This is a genomic window from Mycobacterium sp. 050134, assembly GCF_036409085.1.
In the GTDB taxonomy this organism is placed as follows: domain Bacteria; phylum Actinomycetota; class Actinomycetes; order Mycobacteriales; family Mycobacteriaceae; genus Mycobacterium.
The window spans coordinates 234268-251443 of sequence record NZ_JAZGLV010000008.1; the positions used below are offsets into that span (position 1 = coordinate 234268).

Here is a 17176-nt window from a genome sequence, read left to right on the forward strand (position 1 = left end):
GTCCGCCGCTCACCGTTCTGGCAGCCCGGCATCGCGCGCGGACCTATGATGCAGCCGTGTCGATCCCCGCCGATCTTCAGCGTGCGCGGTGCCTGGCGGAGGCTGCCGACGAGGCGGCCGCGCGGGATCTCCTGCTGTCCCTGATACCTCGGATCGAGGCGGAGAATCGCGACGACCTGATGCTGGAAGTCCTTGCCCAACTTGGGGAGATCTGCCTGGCCCGCGGGGCGCACGACGGGGTATCGGAGTCGGTCGGCCGCATCCGCGAGTGCTTGGCCGTCTACTCGGCGATCGCCGCCGGCACCATGCCCGAGGCCGCGGGCCAGGTGCGGATGCCGGAAGCCGAGATGGAGCGCATGATCTGCCGCTACTCGAGACGGGCCCAGTTCCTGCAGGCGGGCCTGGCGGCGGCGGTCGGCGACCACGAGGGGGCGGCGGAGGCACTCGCCGCGCTGGACGGCGGCGATCGTGGCGAATTCGACGAACTCGCGGCCGAACACATCCGCTTGCGCGCCCTCGCGCGGGTGCTGTGCGCGGGCGCCCTCTGCGACGACGACCTGCACGCGCGGGCAATTCCACTCTGGGAGCAGACACTCGGCATGATCGACGGCGCCGGTGACTCCGACCATCTCCGGGTGGTCGCCGCCACCGGGTACGGCAGGTTCTGCGTCGAGACGGGGCGATTGTCCGAGGCCGAGCCGTGGCTGCGCCGTGCCGAGGCCCGCGCGCAGGCCAGCGGCTGGGACTTGGCCGCCGCCACAGCGCAATTGGAGCGCGCCGCAGGCTGCTGGGCGACTGGCGACCATGTCGGCACCGAGCGGATCGTTTCGGAGGCCTACCCGGTCATCGCGCGTTACGCCCGCGCCCACGACGTGGCCCGGTGCTGGCTGTACCTGGGACTCACCCGCCTGGGGTCCGGCGCGCTGGAAGCCGCCGACGAGTGCTGGGAGCACGCGGAGCGGCACTGGCGGGAACTCGGCAAGCCGCTGCACCTGCACCGGATCCTGCTGCAACGCAGCTGGATACCGATATTCTGGAGCCGGTTCTCGGCGGCGGTCGAACTCATCGCCCAGGCCCGTGAGGTGCTCGACTCTTCGCCGCGCAGCAGTTGGCTGCAATACGCCCGGCTCGACAACCACCTGGGGACGGTGTGGCGGGCCGACGCCTTGGCCGACTTGGGCTTCGACGGGTCCGGAGATCCCGACGAGACGCTGCAGGAAACCGGGGAACGGCAGGCCCAGTCGCTCGGCGTCATCCTGGGCGAGGTCGGCACCCCGGCGTACCGGCGCGCGATGACGAAGCTCGAGCAGGCGGCGGAACTCAAGGTGCCAGCCGCGCTGGCGGTCGACTCGATGCGGTATTCGATCGCCGACGCGGACGCCCGAGCGCGCTGGGCGGCCAACGTTTCGGCGCCGATGCTGGCCGGCGCCTTCGCGGTCGCGTGGGAGTGGGAGAACACCCGGCTGATCAGCGAACTCGTCGAATACCACAGCGCACGAGGCACCTTCGCCAACGAACCCCGACGCGCGACCGTTGGCGAATGGGCGTCGACGGCGACCGCGACGGTGCTCGTCGACGCCGGTGACGCGCTGGCCGCGGCCGGGCCGTCCGCGCGTGCCGGAGGGGCGCTCACCCGGCTCGGCCCGTTACCCCCGCTGCGGATGGAGCCGGGCGCCGAACCGATCATGAGTCACTACCGCACCTTGGCTTTCGAACGCTACGGGCAGGCGGTCGTCACCGACGAGCCCGCCTGGTCGACCTGGCCATGAGCGAACCGGACCGGCGGACGCTCGTGCTCCGCTTCGCCGACGTCGGCATCGCCACCTACGCCAGCCTGCGCGTCGTCGGCGAGCCGTCGCGCACCGTCACCTGGGTGGTCGAAGAGCCGATCCTGCTCGCGGCCGTGCAGGAGCTGGCCGCGGCCCTGCCCGAGCCGGCCGGCTCCGAAAGCCCACGCGATGCCATCGAACGTGCGCTGACGCGCGGCCCCTTCGCGCGGCCGGACACCGAACTCACCGTCGCCTATATCCTCGGGGTCCTGCTGATCGCCCCCGCCGGGTGGCAGCTGCTCGCGGACTGCGCGGCCTCGCCGCGTCCGGTGCTGTTCGTCTCGCCCACCGCACGGCTCGCACGCGTGCCGTGGGGCCTGCTGGCGCTGCCGAAATCGGGTCCGAGCAAGGAGGAACTCGTTCGCGCCCGGCAAGAGGCGATAACCGCCAGCGGGAGGGTGGCCGCCCGGATCCCGTGGCAACTCGCCGACATCACCGAACACACCGACGGCTATCGGCTGATGGAGCTCGCCGACGTGCTCATGGCGGCGCCGCAAAACATCGTGCACTCCCCGCGCTCGCCGGCCGGATGGGCCGACCGGCGCGACAACCCGCCGGTCCTGGTCCTCGACCCGAGGGTGCCCGGGCAGCTGCCCGACTCCGCGCTGGGTTCGGTGCTCGGCCGGCCCTCCGCCCAAACCCGGCTGACCCGGCATTACGCCGAGCTGGCGCGACGCCGCGCCGTGCTGCCGGACGCGGGCGACCCGGTGGAGCTGTTCCGCCGTCGGGACGCCGACCGCGCCTGGCTGGCCGAGCTGCTGGCCCGGGCGCCCAGCCGGCTCGTCTACGTGGGGCACGCCAGTTCGGCCGAGGGGCGGGCCGACCGCGCGGCCCTGCACCTTGCTTGTACGGCCGCGATGCCCGGAGACGCCGACGCCGTCGGCGATCACCGCCCGCTGACCGCGTCGGATCTGATGTCCTCGCGGTTGCCGATGCCGCCGCGCGTAGCACTGCTGGCCTGCGGCTCGGGCGGCGACTACCAGTTCGACGAGGCGACCGGCCTGGTGGCCGCCATGGTCCTGGGCGGCGCGCAGCTGGTGACGGCCACCCTGTGGTCGCTACCGACGGCGGCGGCGTACCGCCTGTTTGCGGGCCGGGGGGACGAGGATCCGATGGCCGAACTCGTCGTCGCCGTGGACCGCGCACACGAAGGGGATGACGCGGGCTGCGCACTCAACCGGTGGCAACGCGAGCAGATGCGACGCTGGCGTGGCGGCGCTCTCGCGGCCAGCCCGCTGTATTGGGGCGCCCTGGTCACCTTCGCGGTCGACGGGGCACGGTAGCCTTCAGAGCGAGGCGAGCCAAGCCGCGTGTACGGCCTGCACGTCGTCGGGCAGCGAAAGCTCTTCACGCGCAGCGGGATCGAAGGCAACCAGGACGACGAGCCCCGGCCGCAGGGCGGGCAGTTCCCGATCACCGTCGGCGCGCGCCAACTTGCCGATGAACGTCTCCCCCGAAACCGCCACTACCTCAACGAAGACCTGCCGCGCGCCGGCCGCGGTTTCCCGCACGGTGCCCACGCCGATGGCGGGCCGGTTCGTCGATTGAGCTCGGGCGGAAAGGAACCGGGCGACGCTGTCCAGCAGTACATTCAGCTTCTTCATGCGACCAGGCTCGCCGTCGCCGCCGGCTACCGAACCCAAGTTTTCGGCTCCCGGTTTGGTGCCGATGCCCCTATCCTGTGCGAATGAGCGCGGATCCGCAAGTGGCGCCGATCGTCTCGGTGGGCCTGCCACGCCGGTCGGTCATCGACCGCGCGTGGCGGTCGATCGGCCCCGGGGTCGAGGTGCTCAGCAGCGACGACGGCGGTCCGCTGACCCGCACCGTCAAGCGCATCATCGATCCCCTGGTGCTGCGGCTGCGGTCGAACCCGCAGTACTCGGCGCCGGTGGTCACCGGCGAGACCGCCGCGGCGATGCACGAGCTGATCCTCGGTCGCGCTACCGAATTGCGTGCCACCGCTGCGTGGTTCGACGCCCTTAAACTCGAGCGCCGCAGGCAGCGAATCCGCACGGGGAACGCCCAGGAACTCTACTTCCCGGTGTGCTTCGAGTTGGCGGTGACGACGGGACCGCCCGGACCACACGACCCCGAGACGGCGGCCAAGGTGCTCGCCGACATCCACCAGGGCCGGGACCGCACGGCGATCGAGGTCCTGAACGACTACGTGGCGGACGGTGGTGTCATCGCCGGGCTGGCCGACCAACTCGACCGCAGCTGGCGCGACGTGCGCGCCCCGGCGACGACGACCGGCCCCTTTTTGGCCGAGCTGGCCACCGTGCTGGGGCCCGCCCAGGGTCACAGCGCTGCGACGGCCCGCCAGCGGGTGTGGGCGGCCATGATCGCCGACGCCACCCCGTACAACCTGGGCGCCCTGGCCCACACCGAAACCGACGGGCTGCCCTGGTCGATCGTCGAGCTCGGCCTGAGTTCGGCGGCGCCGCAACGGCAACCGGCGGTTACCGGTGGCTTCGACGGCGACCGCCCGCTCGACCGTAGCGTCGTCGACCGGGTGCGGGCGACCCTGCGGCGGGCCTTGGATCGCGACGCGTTGCCCGACATTCCGCTGCTGTGCGAAGAGGAGGTCGACCGGGCCTGTGCGCCCTGGGGATTGCTCGGCGAGGACAAGCAGGCGACGCTGGTGGCCGGCATCGAGGTCGCGGCCGAGTTGGCGCCCCTGGACCAGTCCGTGTCCAGCCGCTATGCCCTGGCGGCCCAGATCCAGGCGCGGCTGCGCAAGGAGGCCTACGTGCTGCACGCCCGGCGCTACCTCGCCGAGGGCGGTCCCATCCATCCCCGGCAGCAGCAGGTGGTCGCGGACCTGGCCGCGTATCCGCAGCCGTACCTGAGCCGGCTGTGGGCGCGGCTGCATGGGCGCGACGTCTGGCAGGAGCCCTGCGACGACGTCGACGACGTCCGGTCGCTGCTCGAGGGGGTCGCGCGATCGGTGAGCCTCGATCACCGACAGCGGATCAAGGCGATGCTCGAGCTGCAGGTGGCCGGATGAGACTGTTCACCGATTCGGGCCTGTGGAGCACGGGCACGACGCTCGCCGCCGCGCCGCTGGTGGCCGTGCTGGAAGTCAGCGGCGCGGTGCTGTCGTGGATCGTCGACCAGCCCGGTGCCGCGGCGGTCGAGATCGCCTTCACCGATCCGTCCCGGGCGGACTGGCTTTGGCGGGTCGTCGGTGAGGCCGGGCATGTCGCGCTGCTGTCCGCCGCGAGTTCGGAGAGCGTCGACCTGGCCGGCGCAGACGTGGTGCCCGGATCGGTCGAGCCGCTCCGCAGGCTGGCCGTCGGCCACTGGCTGCGGCGGTGGTGGCCCGCCAGCCGACAGGACGGGATCGGCCGGCTGGATCGCGCGCTGCTCGATGTCGAGGTCGCACTGCTGACCGCCGGCGCGCAGGGCTACTTCGGCGACGACACGTTCGACTCGGACGTGGCCGAGCTGCTGGCGCCGCACGGCAGCGCCCTGATCGCCCACCTGCGCGGCGGCGACTCCCGCGTCGTCGACCTGGTGCGGGCGGGGGCCGAGCTGGCCGACGAAGTCGGAGTCGACGGCCCTGCCTGGTCCGAACTGTTTGCAGCCCTTGACGATTCGCGCGTCACGGCACAGGCCCCCGGCGGCCACCGCGACGATTACGCGCTGGCCGCCGGCGTGGGCGGCGGCCGGCCCGGCGCACCGGCGATCGCCCGGGGCGTTGCGTCGATCGACTGGAGCGCGGTGCCGCCCGGCATCTTCGACGCGGGCGAGAACACCGTCGGCTGGGGTGTCGAGGTGACCGAGGCGGCGGTGGCGGCTATCGTGCGCGCCTCGGTGATCGGGCCCGGCGAGCCCACCGGCATCGCGGTTCGACTCAACTCGGGGGCGATCACCGGAGCCGGCGCGCTGGACGCCGCCGGCCGCGCGGCCCTGCCTCTGATCGACAGCGAGCAACGACCGGTGACGGAATCGGCGGCCTGGAACCACGATTGGACGCAGACCGCGGTGATCGTCGGTGCGCCCATCGCCTCGGGCTCGGAAACCCCGGAGACGCGCGAGCGCGTTCGCCGCTGGGCGCGGGCGCGGCTCGACCGGCCGGCCGACGACGCCTTCCTCGCCGAAATCCTGGCCGCCGAGTCCGACTATTGAGCGGTATTATCCCTATGCTGAGCGGTGCCGAAACATCGTGTCGGCGATGGTGTGCAATCGCATCGACAAGGTCAGCGTGATCGAGGCCGCCGACACCACGTTCTACGACTCGCCCGCCACCGAGAGGCCGGTGGGCTTCGGTCAGCCGATCGACCATCCCGGCCTGCGGACGATGACCGAGTGCGGGACGGCCATCTTCGGCGAGGCCGCCCGGCGGTGGCCGGCGCGCTTGGACCGTCGTCGCCGCGGCGCCCGGGATCGCCACCTACGCCGACCCCCCGCAGACGCTGCCCCGCGGGCACGTGCCGGCCGGCTAACGGGACCACCCGGGCGAAAACCCCGACGACGTTCAGGGGCGTCGACAACACCGCTGAACAGGCTCAGCGGGCGGGCGGCGCGGGCGGATCGGCGGCCGGGGGCTGATCGGGCGGGGTGCTGTTGAGGTACCGCCTCAGCCGGAGCAGCTGATTGGCCACCATGCCGATGCCCAGCAGCATCAGCACCAGTACCACTGCCACCACGATCGCGGTACTCACGTTGTCCATGATGACAGGTATGGGGCGTGGTGGTTTCGATATCGCCCACCGATGGGTAACCACAGCCAATGAGCAACGAAGACAAGTTGAAGAACAAGATCGAGGACCTGGGCGGCCGGGCTAAAGAGGCCATCGGTAACGCCACCGGCGACCATGACACGAAGAACGAGGGTCGCGCGGACCAGGCGAAGTCGAGCCTGAAGGACGCCGGGGAGAAGCTGAAGGACGCCTTCAGGAAGTAGCAGCCCGGGATTCATCGAATCTTCCTGCACTGCAATGAATCTCACAACCGCGGCCCGCCTGACCGCGTCCGCCGCCGTCGCCGCGCTGGCGGCGTCGGTGGTGGCCGCCGCGCACGCGCCTTTGGCGTGGGCCGACCCGTGTCCCGACGTCGAGGTCGTGTTCGCGCGCGGCTCCGGCGAGCCGCCCGGCGTAGGCGGCGTTGGCAATTCGTTCGTCGACGCGCTGCGCGGGCAGATCGGTGGTCGTTCGCTGGGCGTCTATCCCGTCGATTACCCTGCGAGCACCGACTTTTCGAGCGCCGATTTCCCGCTCGGGGTGATCGACGGGATCCGAGACGCAAGCTCGCACGTCGAGTCGATGGCGGCCAACTGCCCGAAGACCCGGGAGGTGTTGGGCGGCTACTCGCAGGGTGCGGCCGTCTCCGGGTTCGTCACCTCCGCGTCGGTGCCCTCCGGCGTACCCGCCGGGGCGGTGCCACCGCCCATGCCGCCGGAGATCGCGAACCACGTCGCCGCGGTCACGCTCTTCGGGACGCCTTCGGACCAGTTCCTCAAGAAGTACGGCGCGCCCAGCATCACGATCGGGCCGCTCTACCAGCCTAAAACCCTGGAGCTGTGCGCACCGGGCGACGGGGTTTGCGGCGCCGGCGGCGCCGACCCGGCCGCGCACATTTCCTACCCGTTGAACGGCATGACGGGGCAGGCCGCCAACTTTGCCGCCGGCCACCTGTGAGCCCGGCGCCCGCGCCGTGCAGAATCGCAGCATGCGCGTTCTGATCACGGGCGGCACCGGGTTCGTCGGCGGCTGGACCGCCAAAGCGGTCGCCGACGCGGGGCACGACGTTCGTTTCCTGGTCCGCACCCCGGAGAAGCTGAAGACCTCCATCGCCCAGCTCGGCGTCGACGTGTCGGACTTTGCCGTCGGTGATATCACCGACCGCGTCTCGGTGCGCGAGGCGCTGCAGGGGTGTGACGCCGTCGTGCACAGCGCGGCGCTCGTAGCCACGGATCCCCAGCAGACCAACGAAATGCTAGCCACCAACATGCAGGGCGCCCAGAACGTGCTCGGCCAGTCGGTCGAGCTGGGGCTGGACCCGATCATCCACGTCTCCAGCTTCACCGCCTTGTTCCATCCGGGCCTCGAGACGCTGTCGGCGGACCTGCCCGTGGTGGGCGGGGCCGACGGATACGGAACGTCGAAGGCTCAGGTCGAGATCTACGCCCGCGGCCTGCAGGATGCGGGCGCGCCGGTCGACATCACCTATCCCGGCATGGTGATCGGCCCGCCGGTCGGCGACCAGTTCGGCGAAGCCGGCGAGGGCGTCAGGGCGGCGGTGCAGATGCACGCGATCCCCGGGCGCAGCGCGGCGTGGTTGATCGTCGACGTGCGCGACCTGGCCGCCCTGCACGCCGCGCTGCTGGAGCCGGGCCGCGGCCCGCGGCGCTACATGGCGGGCGGGCATCGGGTTCCCGCGGCCGAACTCGCGGACCTGCTCGGCCAGGTAGCGGAGACGCCGATGATCTCGGTGCCGATCCCCGATACCGCGCTGCGCGTCGCCGGGGCGGTGCTCGATCGCGCCGGGCGCTTCCTGCCCTTCGAGACGCCGATCACCTGGGCGGGGATGCAGTACTACACCCAGATGCCGGCCTCCGACGATTCGCCGAGCGAGCGCGATCTCGGCATCACGTACCGACCCCCGCTGGAAACCCTGTCCGACACCTTCCGGGCCTTCCGCGCCGCCGGCCTCTAGTCGGGCGAGGAACTTTCGGCTGCCCCGGGGGTGTAGGAGGATCGACACATGAAGAGCGTCACCTGCACCAACGCGAAGCTCGAAGTGGTCGATACCTCGACCCCGATCCCGGCGAAGGGCCAGTTACTGATCGAGGTCCTCAGGTGCGGCATCTGCGGGTCTGACCTGCACGCGCGCCAGCACTGCGACGAGGTCGCCGACGTGATGGCCGAATCCGGTTACGACGCGTTCATGCGATCGAACCAATCGGTCGTGTTCGGGCACGAATTCTGCGGCGAGGTGCTCGATTACGGCCCCGGCACGCGCAGGGCCCCGCGGCCCGGCAGCACGGTGGTCGCCCTGCCGCTGCTGCGCCGCGGCAAGGCGGTGCACGGGATCGGGTTGTCCACGATGGCACCGGGAGCGTATTCCGAGCGGCTCCTCGTCGAGCAGTCGCTGACGCTTGCCGTTCCCAACGGGTTGTCCCCCGAGGTGGCGGCCCTCACCGAGCCGATGGCGGTCGGCTGGCACGCGGTCCGTCGCGGCGAGGTGGGCAAGGGTCAGGTGGCGATCGTGATCGGCTGCGGGCCAATCGGTCTCGCGGTGATCTGCATGCTCAAGGCGCACGGGGTGCGCACCGTGATCGCCAGTGACTTCGCACTTGGCCGGCGCGCGTTGGCGACCGCCTGCGGTGCCGACGTCGTCGTCGACCCCGCGCAGGATTCGCCGTATGAGACCGACGCCAGCCGTAAACACCTGCACGGCATCCTCGAGGCGTTCGACCTGGCGGTCGGCACGATCGAGAAGCTGCAAAAGTTGCGGCTGCCCTGGTGGCACGTGTGGCGCGCCGGCGAAGCGGTCGGAGCGGCAACACCCAAGCATCCCGTCATCTTCGAATGCGTCGGCGTGCCGGGCATCATCGACGGCATCATCGCGAGCGCGCCGCTGTTCTCGCGCGTGGTCGTGGTCGGCGTCTGCATGGGCTCGGACCAGCTCCGACCGGCCATGGCGATCAACAAGGAGATCGACCTTCGGTTCGTGCTCGGTTACACCCCGCTGGAGTTCCGCGACACGCTGCACATGCTCGCCGACGGCACGGTCAACGTCGAGCCCCTGATCACCGGTACGGTCGGGCTGGCGGGCGTCGAGGCCGCATTCGAGGCGCTCGGCGATCCCGAAGCGCACGCGAAGATCCTCATCGACCCCCGCAGCGACGCTACGCGGCCGGCGTGATCTCCAGCCCCACGTGCACCTTGTGGATGCCGCCACGAACGATCGAGTGCGCGTAGAACCACCAGGCGTGGTACCAGTACCGCTTCAGCACGGCGTTGTATACCCGCCGCGTCTCGGACTTCGGCAGCACGCGGGCGACGGCCTGCACCGGCTCGCTCTGGAAGTCGAGGCCAATCTCGCGGTGCCGTAGTCGATACCCCACTCGGGCCACCGGTTGAGGAGCTCGTCGAGCGCCACCCGCCCCTCCAGGCCGGCACGGTGGTGCCATGACACACGAAATCCCTTGCCATCCAACGGGCCACATGCGGACCGGTCGGCTCAGCCGACGAGGGGATCGAGGCAGCCAACGCAATACCGCCGGATCTGGTCCTCGAGCGCGGCCATGCGACGCGGTGTGAAGACCCGCGACATGACACCGCGCAGCATGGTGTGCTCGGGCGGATCCCGAAACATCATGACGCCGCTGGGCGTTTCGAACTTCGACTGGATCAATTCGAGGACGTCGCTGCGCCGGCTGGAGAAGACCCGCCAATTCGCGAGCGCCTGCTCGACGTCGGCATGCCAGGGGGTCGGGAGCCCAGTGCGCCGTCGATGAGGATGGCCGCCGCGGCCCGGGCGTCGGCCACGGGCGCGGTGTCGTTCAGTGTGGTGGCCAGCGCGGTGACGCCCTCGAAGAGCACGGCGAGCTGCCGGCCCAACTGGTCGGGGTCGGCGGCGCCCGCCTCGCCCGCCACCGCGGCGAGGCGGCGGATGAACTCCCGCTTGTGGGCGCGTACGAGCTCGTCGGTGGTCGTCAGCGATCCGGCCGATTCGACGGCGGCATTGTGAAAGGGGCAGCCCCGGACCACGTCGGCCTCGGACATGTCGAAGATCGCGAGCAGCCGCTCGCCCGCGGGCAGTTGGGCGTCGTCGAGGCGCCTCTCGACGGGCGAGCCCCCGCGGGCGTCGATGCTGCGCAGGTAGTTGTCGACGAGGTCGGTCTTGCTGGCGAAGTGCTGATAGAGCGTGCGCTTGGAGACATTGGCCTCCTGCGCGATGAGTTCGACGCCGGTCGCGTGGATGCCCCTGCGGTAGAACAGCCGGGCCGCGGCGCGTTCGATTCGCTCGCGCGCCCCTCGCCCCTTGGCGGTCGCAGCTGCCGGCATGACGCTGACGGTACACCGATCGGTTTACAAGAGCGGGCGGTTTCGCTAGGTTGGGCCACGACAAAGTAAACCGATCAGTTTATGGGGCTTATCGATGACGACTTCCCAACAAGCGGGCGTGCAGTCGCGCACGGTGAGCTGGCACGATCCGCTCGTCACCCAGGCCGCGGTCGCGTCGGTATCAGGGCTCGCCTACTGGAGGGCCGTCGCGGATGGAGAGCTGCCACCGCCGCCCATCAGCCAGCTGATGCGGATGCGGGTGATCGACGTCGAGCACGGGCGCATCACGTTCGGGTGCGACCCGGACGCCTCCATGCACAACCCAATGGGCATGGTCCACGGCGGCCTCGTGTGCACCCTGCTCGATACGGTCGCCGCCTGCGCGCTACACACGACGCTCCCCGAAGGCGTCGCCTACACGTCCGTCGAGATCAAGGTCAACTACCTCAAGGCGGTCACCGAGGACAGCGGACCGCTGACGGCGGTCGGCACCGTCGTCAAGGCGGGCTCACGGATCGGGTTCGCCGAAGGCGCGGTCACTGATGCGTCCGGGGCGCTCGTCGCCACCGCGACCAGCACGCTGCTGATCTTCGAATTGCGTCGTTGAAGGGGGCTCACCGCCAATGTCATCCATCCTGATCACCGGCGCCAACCGCGGCATCGGCCGCGCCGTCGCCACCGAATTCGCCCGGCGCGGGCACCGTGTGGTGGCCACCGCGCGCGATCCCCGCACCCTGGCCGACTTGGACGTCAGCGAACGCCTGGCCCTGGACGTCACCGACGATGCCAGCGTCACCGCCGCCGTCGCGGCCGCCGGCGACATCGACATCGTCGTCGCCAACGCGGGCACGATCTTCTACGCCGCTGTTGAGGCCACACCGCTCACGGAGCTGCGGCGCCTGCTGGACCTCAACACCGTCGGCGCGATCCGCGTGGCGCAGGCGGTGCTGCCGCAGCTGCGCGGCCGCGGCGACGGCAAGCTCCTGTTCATGTCCAGCGTCATGGGCCGCGTGGTGCGGCCGCCCGGGGCGGCCTACGCGTCCACCAAATGGGCCCTGGAGGCGCTGGTCGAAGCGCTCGCAATGGAGGTGGCGCCGTTCGGCGTCCAGGCCGCCCTGCTCGAGCCGGGCGCGGTGAGCTCCGGCGCGCTGGACGACGTGACCACGTACACCCTGCCCGCGGATCCGTACGCCGCCATCCTGCAGGGCGGTGGCCCCCGGGCCGGGATGATCACCCCCGAGCAGGTCGCGGCCGAGGTCGTCGACGCCGCCGAGAAGCCGCAGTTGCCGTTGCGGATCCCGATCGGCGACGCCGCCCGGGCCCTGATGGCGGCCCGGCACGCGGCTCCCGACGACGTCCCGTTCGCTGGTACTTCGGGGGGCCGCGGCGGAAGATAGCGGCTGTGACCGTGGTGCGCGACGCGACGGCCGACTATTCCGAGACCGAAATGCGCGCCGCGCTCGAGGTCAACATCCCGAACTATGCGAGCGCGATCTTGACCGCCGACGAGGTGGTCGCCTTGCTGCCGCCGGGGTGATCGGCCAGCTCGCGCGAGGTATCCGTGAAGATTTATCGCGCGGGTGTGAAGGGTTCGTTAAGAACGTGGCCGGATCCCCGGGCGAGCCGCACCGTGGATACATGACGCTCTTCGAGCTGCTCCCCTCGCTGCGGCACGGGTTGAACCCGCACCTCGACCGCGCGATCTGGCCGCTGAGCGCCTACGTCGACGCCTCAGGCCGGCTCTGCGTCGGGGGGGTGCCCACCACCGAGATCGCGGCCACGTTCGGCACGCCCGCGCACGTCATCGACGAGGAAGACTTCCGCGCCCGCATCCGCTGCTACCGCGCCGCGCTGCCCGACGCCGAGGTCATCTACGCGGGTAAGGCCCTGTTGAGCGTCGCGGTGGCCGGCTGGGCGGCCGCCGAGGGCGCCGGTGTGAACGTCTGCTCGGCCGGCGAGCTCGCGACCGCACTGGCCGCCGACGTGCCGCCGGGGCGCATCGTCCTGCACGGCAACGCGAAGACGGCATCCCAGCTCGACGATGCGGTCACCGCGGGGGTGGGGCGCGTGGTGATCGACGCCTCGAACGAGATCGCGCTGCTGGCTGGCCGGGTGCGCCACCGGCAGCGGGTGCTGCTGCGGGTGATCCCGGACATCGGGGGCCGGCGGGCCGGCCAGGAGTTCGGCTTTACCCTCTCCGACGGCCAGGCGGCCGGCGTGATCAAGCGCATCCTGGGCCAGCGGTGGCTGGACCTGGCCGGCCTGCACTGCCAACTCGGTTCGCAGCTCACCGACGCCGCCCCTTACGGCGAAGCCGTCCGGCAGATGATCGCCCTCATGGCCGAGGTCCGCGAACGCCATCAGGTGGTGCTCACCGAGCTGAACCTCGGCGGCGGGCAGGCCGTGCCCTGCTCGTCCGGCGGCCCCGAGCTCAACCCCCGGGCGCTCGCCGGCGTGATCGAGACCGCACTGGCGGCCGCCTGTGCCGAGCACCGGTACCCCCGCCCACGTGTCGCCATCGAACCCGGCCGGGCGATCGCCGCGCGCGCCGGGATCACGCTGCACCGGGTCATCGCCGTCAAGCGCCAGCAGGCCGGACGCACGCTCGTCGCGGTGGACGGCGACGTCGGGCAAAACCCCGGCGCGGCCCGGGGCGCCAAGAGGACCGTGGCGCTGGCGAATCGGCATCTGCCGACCGCGACGGCGCCCGTCACGGTGTTGGGGCGGCACGGACAGGCGGGCGACGAGATCGCCCGCGACGTGGAGCTGCCCGCCGACATCCATCCGGGCGACCTGCTGGCGGTCGCATGCACCGGCGCGTACCACTACTCGACGGGGTCGGGGCGGAATCTGGCCGGCCACCCACCACTCATCGGCGTGGTCGGCGGCGGCGCCCAGGAGCTGGTGCGCCGCGAGACCGTCACCGATCTGCTGGCGCGCGACTGTGGCTGGTCTCCTCTTGCCCGGGAGGCGCGCCATGCTGGCTGACCACCCGGTGCGGGAAAGCGCCGGCCGATGGACCGGGGTGGCCGCCCGAACCCTGGCCGGCGCGGCGTCGCTGCGCGTCACCGCGGCGTACGCCGTCGTCCTGCTCGCCGTCTCGGCCACCCTCACCGCCATGGGCCCCCACGCGCGCGCCGTCGCGGTGAGCCAGATGAGCACCAACCTGCACAACCTCGCGCACGGCCACCTGGCCAGCCTGGTCGGGAGCGCGTTCGTCAACGACGGCGACGACGTCTACGTCTGGCTTCCGGGGCTGGTGTGCCTGCTCGCGCTCGGGGAAATCATCTGGCGCAGCGCCGGCTTGGTGATCACATTCGCGGTCGGCCACATCGGCGCGACGCTGGTGGTCGCGGTGGGGCTGGTCGGCGCCGTGGAGACCGGGTGGGTCCCCGTCTCCGTCGCGCGTGCGACCGACGTCGGCATCAGCTACGGGGCGGTGTGCGTTCTCGGCGCCCTGACGTCCTCCATTCCGGTGCGCTGGCGGCCGGTGTGGATCGGCTGGTGGCTGGGCGTCGCGGTGGCGGCGACGTGGGTCGGGGACTTCACCGCCGTCGGCCACGTGCTGGCGCTGTTGCTGGGCTTCGCGCTGTCCTTCCGGTTGCGGTCGATCGACCGCTGGACGCCCGGGCAGCTGACGCTGCTGGTCGTCGGCGCCGCGTTCGGCTACGTGATGCTGTCCGGGTCGTGGGCGATGGCTCCGGTCGCCGGCGTCGTCATGGCGCTCGCCGCGCAGTCGATCGATCAGATGGTCCGCTGGCGCAACGGCCGCTGGGCCTAGTCCGGCTGCCGCCCCTTCAGGTCCCTGTCCTTGCTCGGCTGCACCCGCTTCGGCTCGCCGGGCATCTTCGGATAGTTCGGGGGGTACGGCAGGTCGCCGAGCCCGCGTTCCTCGTCGGCGGCGGCCAGGGTCAGCAACGGGTCGATCGACTGGTCGACGTCGCGCATCGCCGCCCACGGGTCCTGGCGGCGTCGCACCAACTCGGGCACCGTCGCCATGGTGTAGTCGTCGGGTTCAGCGCCGGCGAGCTCCTCCCACATGAGCGGCGTCGACACCGTCGCGATCGGCGTGGGACGCACCGAGTAGGCCGACGCCATGGTGCGGTCCCGGGCGTTCTGGTTGAAGTCGATGAAGATGCGCTTGCCTCGCTCTTCCTTCCACCAGGACGTTGTCACGGCGTCGGGGGCGCGGCGCTCCACCTCGCGGGCCAGCGCGATCCCGGCCCGGCGCACCTGAACGAAGTCCCAGCGGGGCGCGATCCGGAGGAACACGTGAATCCCGCGGCCGCCCGACGTCTTCGGGTAGCCCACCAGGCCGAGCTCGTCGAGCAGCGGGCGCAGCACGTCGAGGGCGACCGCGCGCGCCTCCTTGAACGCCACGCCGGGCTGCGGGTCCAGGTCGACGCGCAGCTCGTCGGGGTGGTCGGTGTCCGGACAGGTCACCTGCCACGGGTGCAGCGTGACGGTGCCCATCTGCGCCGCCCACACGATCGCGGCGGGATGGGTGACCCGCAGCGCGTCGGCGGTGCGCCCGGAGGGAAACGTCACGCGGCACGTCTGTAGGTAGTCCGGATGGTGCTGCGGTATCCGCTTCTGATAGATCTCCTCGCCGTCGACGCCGTCCGGGAAGCGCTGCAGGTGGGTCGGCCGATCACGCAGCGAGGCCAGCATGGGGCCGCCGGCCACCGCGAGGTAGTAGTCGACGAGCCGGCGCTTCGTGCCGCCGGAACCCAGCTTGGGGAAGTAAACCTTGTCCGGGTTGGTCAGCCGCACCGCGATGCCATCGACGTCGAGTTCTTCCGCAGCTGCCATAGTCCGATTCCAGCACGCCGCCCGCCACAATGAACCCATGGACCTCCCCGTGATGCCGCCGGTCTCCCCCATGCTGGCGAAATCGATCGCGTCGATCCCGCCGGACGCCTCGTACGAGCCCAAGTGGGACGGCTTCCGGTCCATCTGCTTCCGCGACGGCGACGGGGTAGAGCTGGGCAGCCGCAACGAGCGCCCAATGACCCGTTACTTTCCCGAGCTGGTCGAGGCCGTCCGGGCCGAGCTGCCGGCGCGCTGCGTGATCGACGGTGAGATTGTCGTCGCGACCGACCACGGCCTGGATTTCGAAGCGCTGCAACAGCGCATCCATCCCGCCGACTCGCGAGTGCGCATGCTGTCGAAGGCGACGCCGGCATCGTTCATCGCCTTCGACCTGCTGGCCGTGGGTGACGACGACTACACCCGGCGTCCGTTCACCGAGCGGCGTGCCGCCCTGGTCGACGCGCTCGCGGGCGCCGGGCGCTCGATCCACGTCACGCCGGCGACCACCGACCTGGACACCGCGCATCGGTGGTTCGAGGAGTTCGAGGGAGCCGGCCTGGACGGGGTGATCGCCAAGCCGCTGACGGTCACCTATCAGCCGGACAAGCGGGTGATGTTCAAGATCAAGCACGAGCGGACCGCCGACTGCGTGGTCGCCGGGTATCGCGTGCACAAGTCCGGCGGTGATGCCATCGGGTCGCTGTTGCTGGGCCTCTATCAGGGCGACGGCCAGCTGGCGTCGGTCGGCGTGATCGGCGCCTTCCCGATGGCCGAGCGGCGGCGGCTGTTCACCGAGCTGCACCCGCTCGTCACCAGCTTCGAGGGCCATCCCTGGAACTGGGCCGCCCACGAAGCCGGCGAGCGGACGCCGCGCAAGAACGAGTTCTCCCGCTGGAACGCCGGCAAGGATCTGTCGTTCGTGCCGCTGCGGCCCGAGCGGGTGGTCGAGGTCCGCTACGACCACATGGAGGGGGCGCGGTTCCGCCACACGGCGCACTTCAACCGGTGGCGCCCCGACCGGGACCCGCGCTCGTGTACCTATGAGCAGCTCGAACAGCCGGTGACCTTCAGCCTCGGGGACATCGTGCCGGGGTTGGGGTCTGGCTAGGCGGTGGTAAGCCATTGCAGTTGGACGCACCCTGGGAGCCGTCAGAACGGCGGGGGCTCGTGTTCGTCGCGCCGTGGTCCGCCGCTGACGACTTTCGTTGCTGCTCTTCGTGACACCCGCTCGAGCGATGTGATGTTGAGGGCGCGTTCGGTGTCGATGCGGCGGGCGCGGTCTTGGGTGCGGGTGTGTTGGCGGGTGGGCATCATCAGGGCGCGGTGGGCGGTGCGCTCGGGTGTGGTTGTGGGCGTGGGTATCTCGCCGGTGGGTTGGCATAGGGTGGGGAACAGTAGCCGGCTGCCGGGGTGGGTGAGGTAGGTATGCCCGGTGGGTGAGGTCCACTCGATGGTGCCATCGGGAAACTGCTTGTCGCGCCAGCCGGCCCAGAACGTCTTGAGCAGGTGGTGTTTTCG

At 71.0% G+C, this 17176-nt stretch carries 18 protein-coding genes and 4 pseudogenes; 15 read left to right on the forward strand and 7 right to left on the reverse strand.

The annotated features are described in order from the left end of the window. Window positions 1-56: 56 nt before the first annotated feature. Together SKC42_RS12065 and SKC42_RS12070 are read left to right on the forward strand one after the other, a co-directional pair. Window positions 57-1769 carry a hypothetical protein gene (locus tag SKC42_RS12065; protein WP_330964520.1) on the forward strand — a complete coding sequence of 571 codons (1713 nt, stop codon included), beginning with the start codon at window positions 57-59 and terminating at the stop codon, window positions 1767-1769. Then, window positions 1766-3112, forward strand: a complete 1347-nt coding sequence (locus SKC42_RS12070; RefSeq protein ID WP_330964521.1) for a CHAT domain-containing protein — start codon at window positions 1766-1768, stop codon at window positions 3110-3112. Before SKC42_RS12065 ends, SKC42_RS12070 begins: the two co-directional genes overlap by 4 nt. 3 nt (window positions 3113-3115) lie before the next feature. Here SKC42_RS12070 and SKC42_RS12075 read toward each other — a convergent pair whose 3' ends face one another. Beyond that, on the reverse strand, window positions 3116-3472 hold the full coding sequence (locus SKC42_RS12075; protein ID WP_330964522.1) for a hypothetical protein: 357 nt from the start codon (window positions 3470-3472) through the stop codon (window positions 3116-3118). Between the two features lie 44 nt (window positions 3473-3516). Here SKC42_RS12075 and SKC42_RS12080 point away from each other — a divergent pair, with 44 nt between their 5' ends. The 3 genes and pseudogenes from SKC42_RS12080 to SKC42_RS12090 form a co-directional block, all read left to right on the forward strand. Then, complete coding sequence (locus SKC42_RS12080) at window positions 3517-4836, forward strand: hypothetical protein (protein WP_330964523.1); 1320 nt, start codon at window positions 3517-3519, stop codon at window positions 4834-4836. After that, entirely contained in the window at window positions 4833-5960 is a 1128-nt protein-coding gene (locus SKC42_RS12085; RefSeq protein WP_330964524.1) for a hypothetical protein, read from the forward strand. Before SKC42_RS12080 ends, SKC42_RS12085 begins: the two co-directional genes overlap by 4 nt. Before the next feature lie 34 nt (window positions 5961-5994). Next, window positions 5995-6174, forward strand: a pseudogene (locus SKC42_RS12090) (dihydrodipicolinate reductase); the annotation flags it as partial. Window positions 6175-6340: 166 nt separating this feature from the next. On the opposite strand, the gene SKC42_RS12095 reads toward SKC42_RS12090, so the two are convergent. After that, on the reverse strand, window positions 6341-6496 hold the full coding sequence (locus SKC42_RS12095; protein WP_330964561.1) for a hypothetical protein: 156 nt from the start codon (window positions 6494-6496) through the stop codon (window positions 6341-6343). Between the two features lie 68 nt (window positions 6497-6564). Here SKC42_RS12095 and SKC42_RS12100 point away from each other — a divergent pair, with 68 nt between their 5' ends. The 4 genes from SKC42_RS12100 to SKC42_RS12115 are packed head-to-tail and all read left to right on the forward strand — an operon-like array spanning window position 6565 to window position 9701. Continuing rightward, window positions 6565-6738 carry a CsbD family protein gene (locus tag SKC42_RS12100; RefSeq protein ID WP_330964525.1) on the forward strand — a complete coding sequence of 58 codons (174 nt, stop codon included), beginning with the start codon at window positions 6565-6567 and terminating at the stop codon, window positions 6736-6738. A gap of 34 nt (window positions 6739-6772) precedes the next feature. Next, window positions 6773-7471: a cutinase family protein gene (locus SKC42_RS12105; protein WP_330964526.1), complete on the forward strand. Its 699-nt coding sequence runs from the start codon at window positions 6773-6775 to the stop codon at window positions 7469-7471. Between the two features lie 31 nt (window positions 7472-7502). Further along, window positions 7503-8489 (forward strand): SDR family NAD(P)-dependent oxidoreductase, encoded by a 987-nt coding sequence (locus SKC42_RS12110; RefSeq protein WP_330964527.1) that lies wholly within the window; start codon window positions 7503-7505, stop codon window positions 8487-8489. Window positions 8490-8537: 48 nt separating this feature from the next. Beyond that, window positions 8538-9701: a zinc-binding dehydrogenase gene (locus SKC42_RS12115; RefSeq protein ID WP_330964528.1), complete on the forward strand. Its 1164-nt coding sequence runs from the start codon at window positions 8538-8540 to the stop codon at window positions 9699-9701. Here the strand turns inward: SKC42_RS12115 and SKC42_RS12120 are convergent. From SKC42_RS12120 to SKC42_RS12130, 3 genes and pseudogenes are all read right to left on the reverse strand, one after another. Continuing rightward, window positions 9685-9861: pseudogene (locus tag SKC42_RS12120) on the reverse strand (PPOX class F420-dependent oxidoreductase); the annotation flags it as partial. The gene SKC42_RS12115 and the pseudogene SKC42_RS12120 overlap by 17 nt on opposite strands. A 161-nt stretch (window positions 9862-10022) precedes the next feature. After that, a pseudogene (locus SKC42_RS27720) lies at window positions 10023-10262 on the reverse strand (cytochrome P450); the annotation flags it as partial. Then, window positions 10190-10846 carry a TetR/AcrR family transcriptional regulator gene (locus SKC42_RS12130; RefSeq protein ID WP_330964529.1) on the reverse strand — a complete coding sequence of 219 codons (657 nt, stop codon included), beginning with the start codon at window positions 10844-10846 and terminating at the stop codon, window positions 10190-10192. The gene SKC42_RS12130 and the pseudogene SKC42_RS27720, both read right to left, overlap by 73 nt. 94 nt (window positions 10847-10940) lie before the next feature. Here SKC42_RS12130 and SKC42_RS12135 point away from each other — a divergent pair, with 94 nt between their 5' ends. The 5 genes from SKC42_RS12135 to SKC42_RS12155 all read left to right on the forward strand — a co-directional run bounded on the left by SKC42_RS12135 (window position 10941) and on the right by SKC42_RS12155 (window position 14627). Next, on the forward strand, window positions 10941-11453 hold the full coding sequence (locus SKC42_RS12135) for a PaaI family thioesterase (RefSeq protein ID WP_330964530.1): 513 nt from the start codon (window positions 10941-10943) through the stop codon (window positions 11451-11453). Window positions 11454-11469: 16 nt separating this feature from the next. Beyond that, window positions 11470-12243, forward strand: a complete 774-nt coding sequence (locus SKC42_RS12140) for an SDR family NAD(P)-dependent oxidoreductase (protein WP_330964531.1) — start codon at window positions 11470-11472, stop codon at window positions 12241-12243. A gap of 5 nt (window positions 12244-12248) precedes the next feature. After that, window positions 12249-12383, forward strand: coding sequence for a hypothetical protein (locus SKC42_RS12145; RefSeq protein WP_330964532.1), 135 nt, complete (start codon window positions 12249-12251; stop codon window positions 12381-12383). A gap of 101 nt (window positions 12384-12484) precedes the next feature. Then, window positions 12485-13834 (forward strand): diaminopimelate decarboxylase family protein, encoded by a 1350-nt coding sequence (locus SKC42_RS12150; RefSeq protein ID WP_330964533.1) that lies wholly within the window; start codon window positions 12485-12487, stop codon window positions 13832-13834. Continuing rightward, on the forward strand, window positions 13824-14627 hold the full coding sequence (locus tag SKC42_RS12155) for a rhomboid-like protein (protein ID WP_330964534.1): 804 nt from the start codon (window positions 13824-13826) through the stop codon (window positions 14625-14627). The genes SKC42_RS12150 and SKC42_RS12155 overlap by 11 nt, the downstream gene beginning before the upstream one ends. On the opposite strand, the gene ligD is transcribed toward SKC42_RS12155, so the two are convergent. After that, window positions 14624-15658, reverse strand: coding sequence for a non-homologous end-joining DNA ligase (ligD, locus tag SKC42_RS12160; protein ID WP_330964535.1), 1035 nt, complete (start codon window positions 15656-15658; stop codon window positions 14624-14626). The genes SKC42_RS12155 and ligD overlap by 4 nt on opposite strands. Window positions 15659-15695: 37 nt before the next feature. Here ligD and SKC42_RS12165 point away from each other — a divergent pair, with 37 nt between their 5' ends. Continuing rightward, a complete protein-coding gene (locus tag SKC42_RS12165) occupies window positions 15696-16766 on the forward strand; it encodes an ATP-dependent DNA ligase (protein ID WP_330964536.1) in 1071 nt (356 codons plus the stop codon). A 41-nt stretch (window positions 16767-16807) separates the two neighbouring features. On the opposite strand, the pseudogene SKC42_RS12170 reads toward SKC42_RS12165, so the two are convergent. Then, a pseudogene (locus tag SKC42_RS12170) lies at window positions 16808-17176 on the reverse strand (hypothetical protein); the annotation flags it as partial.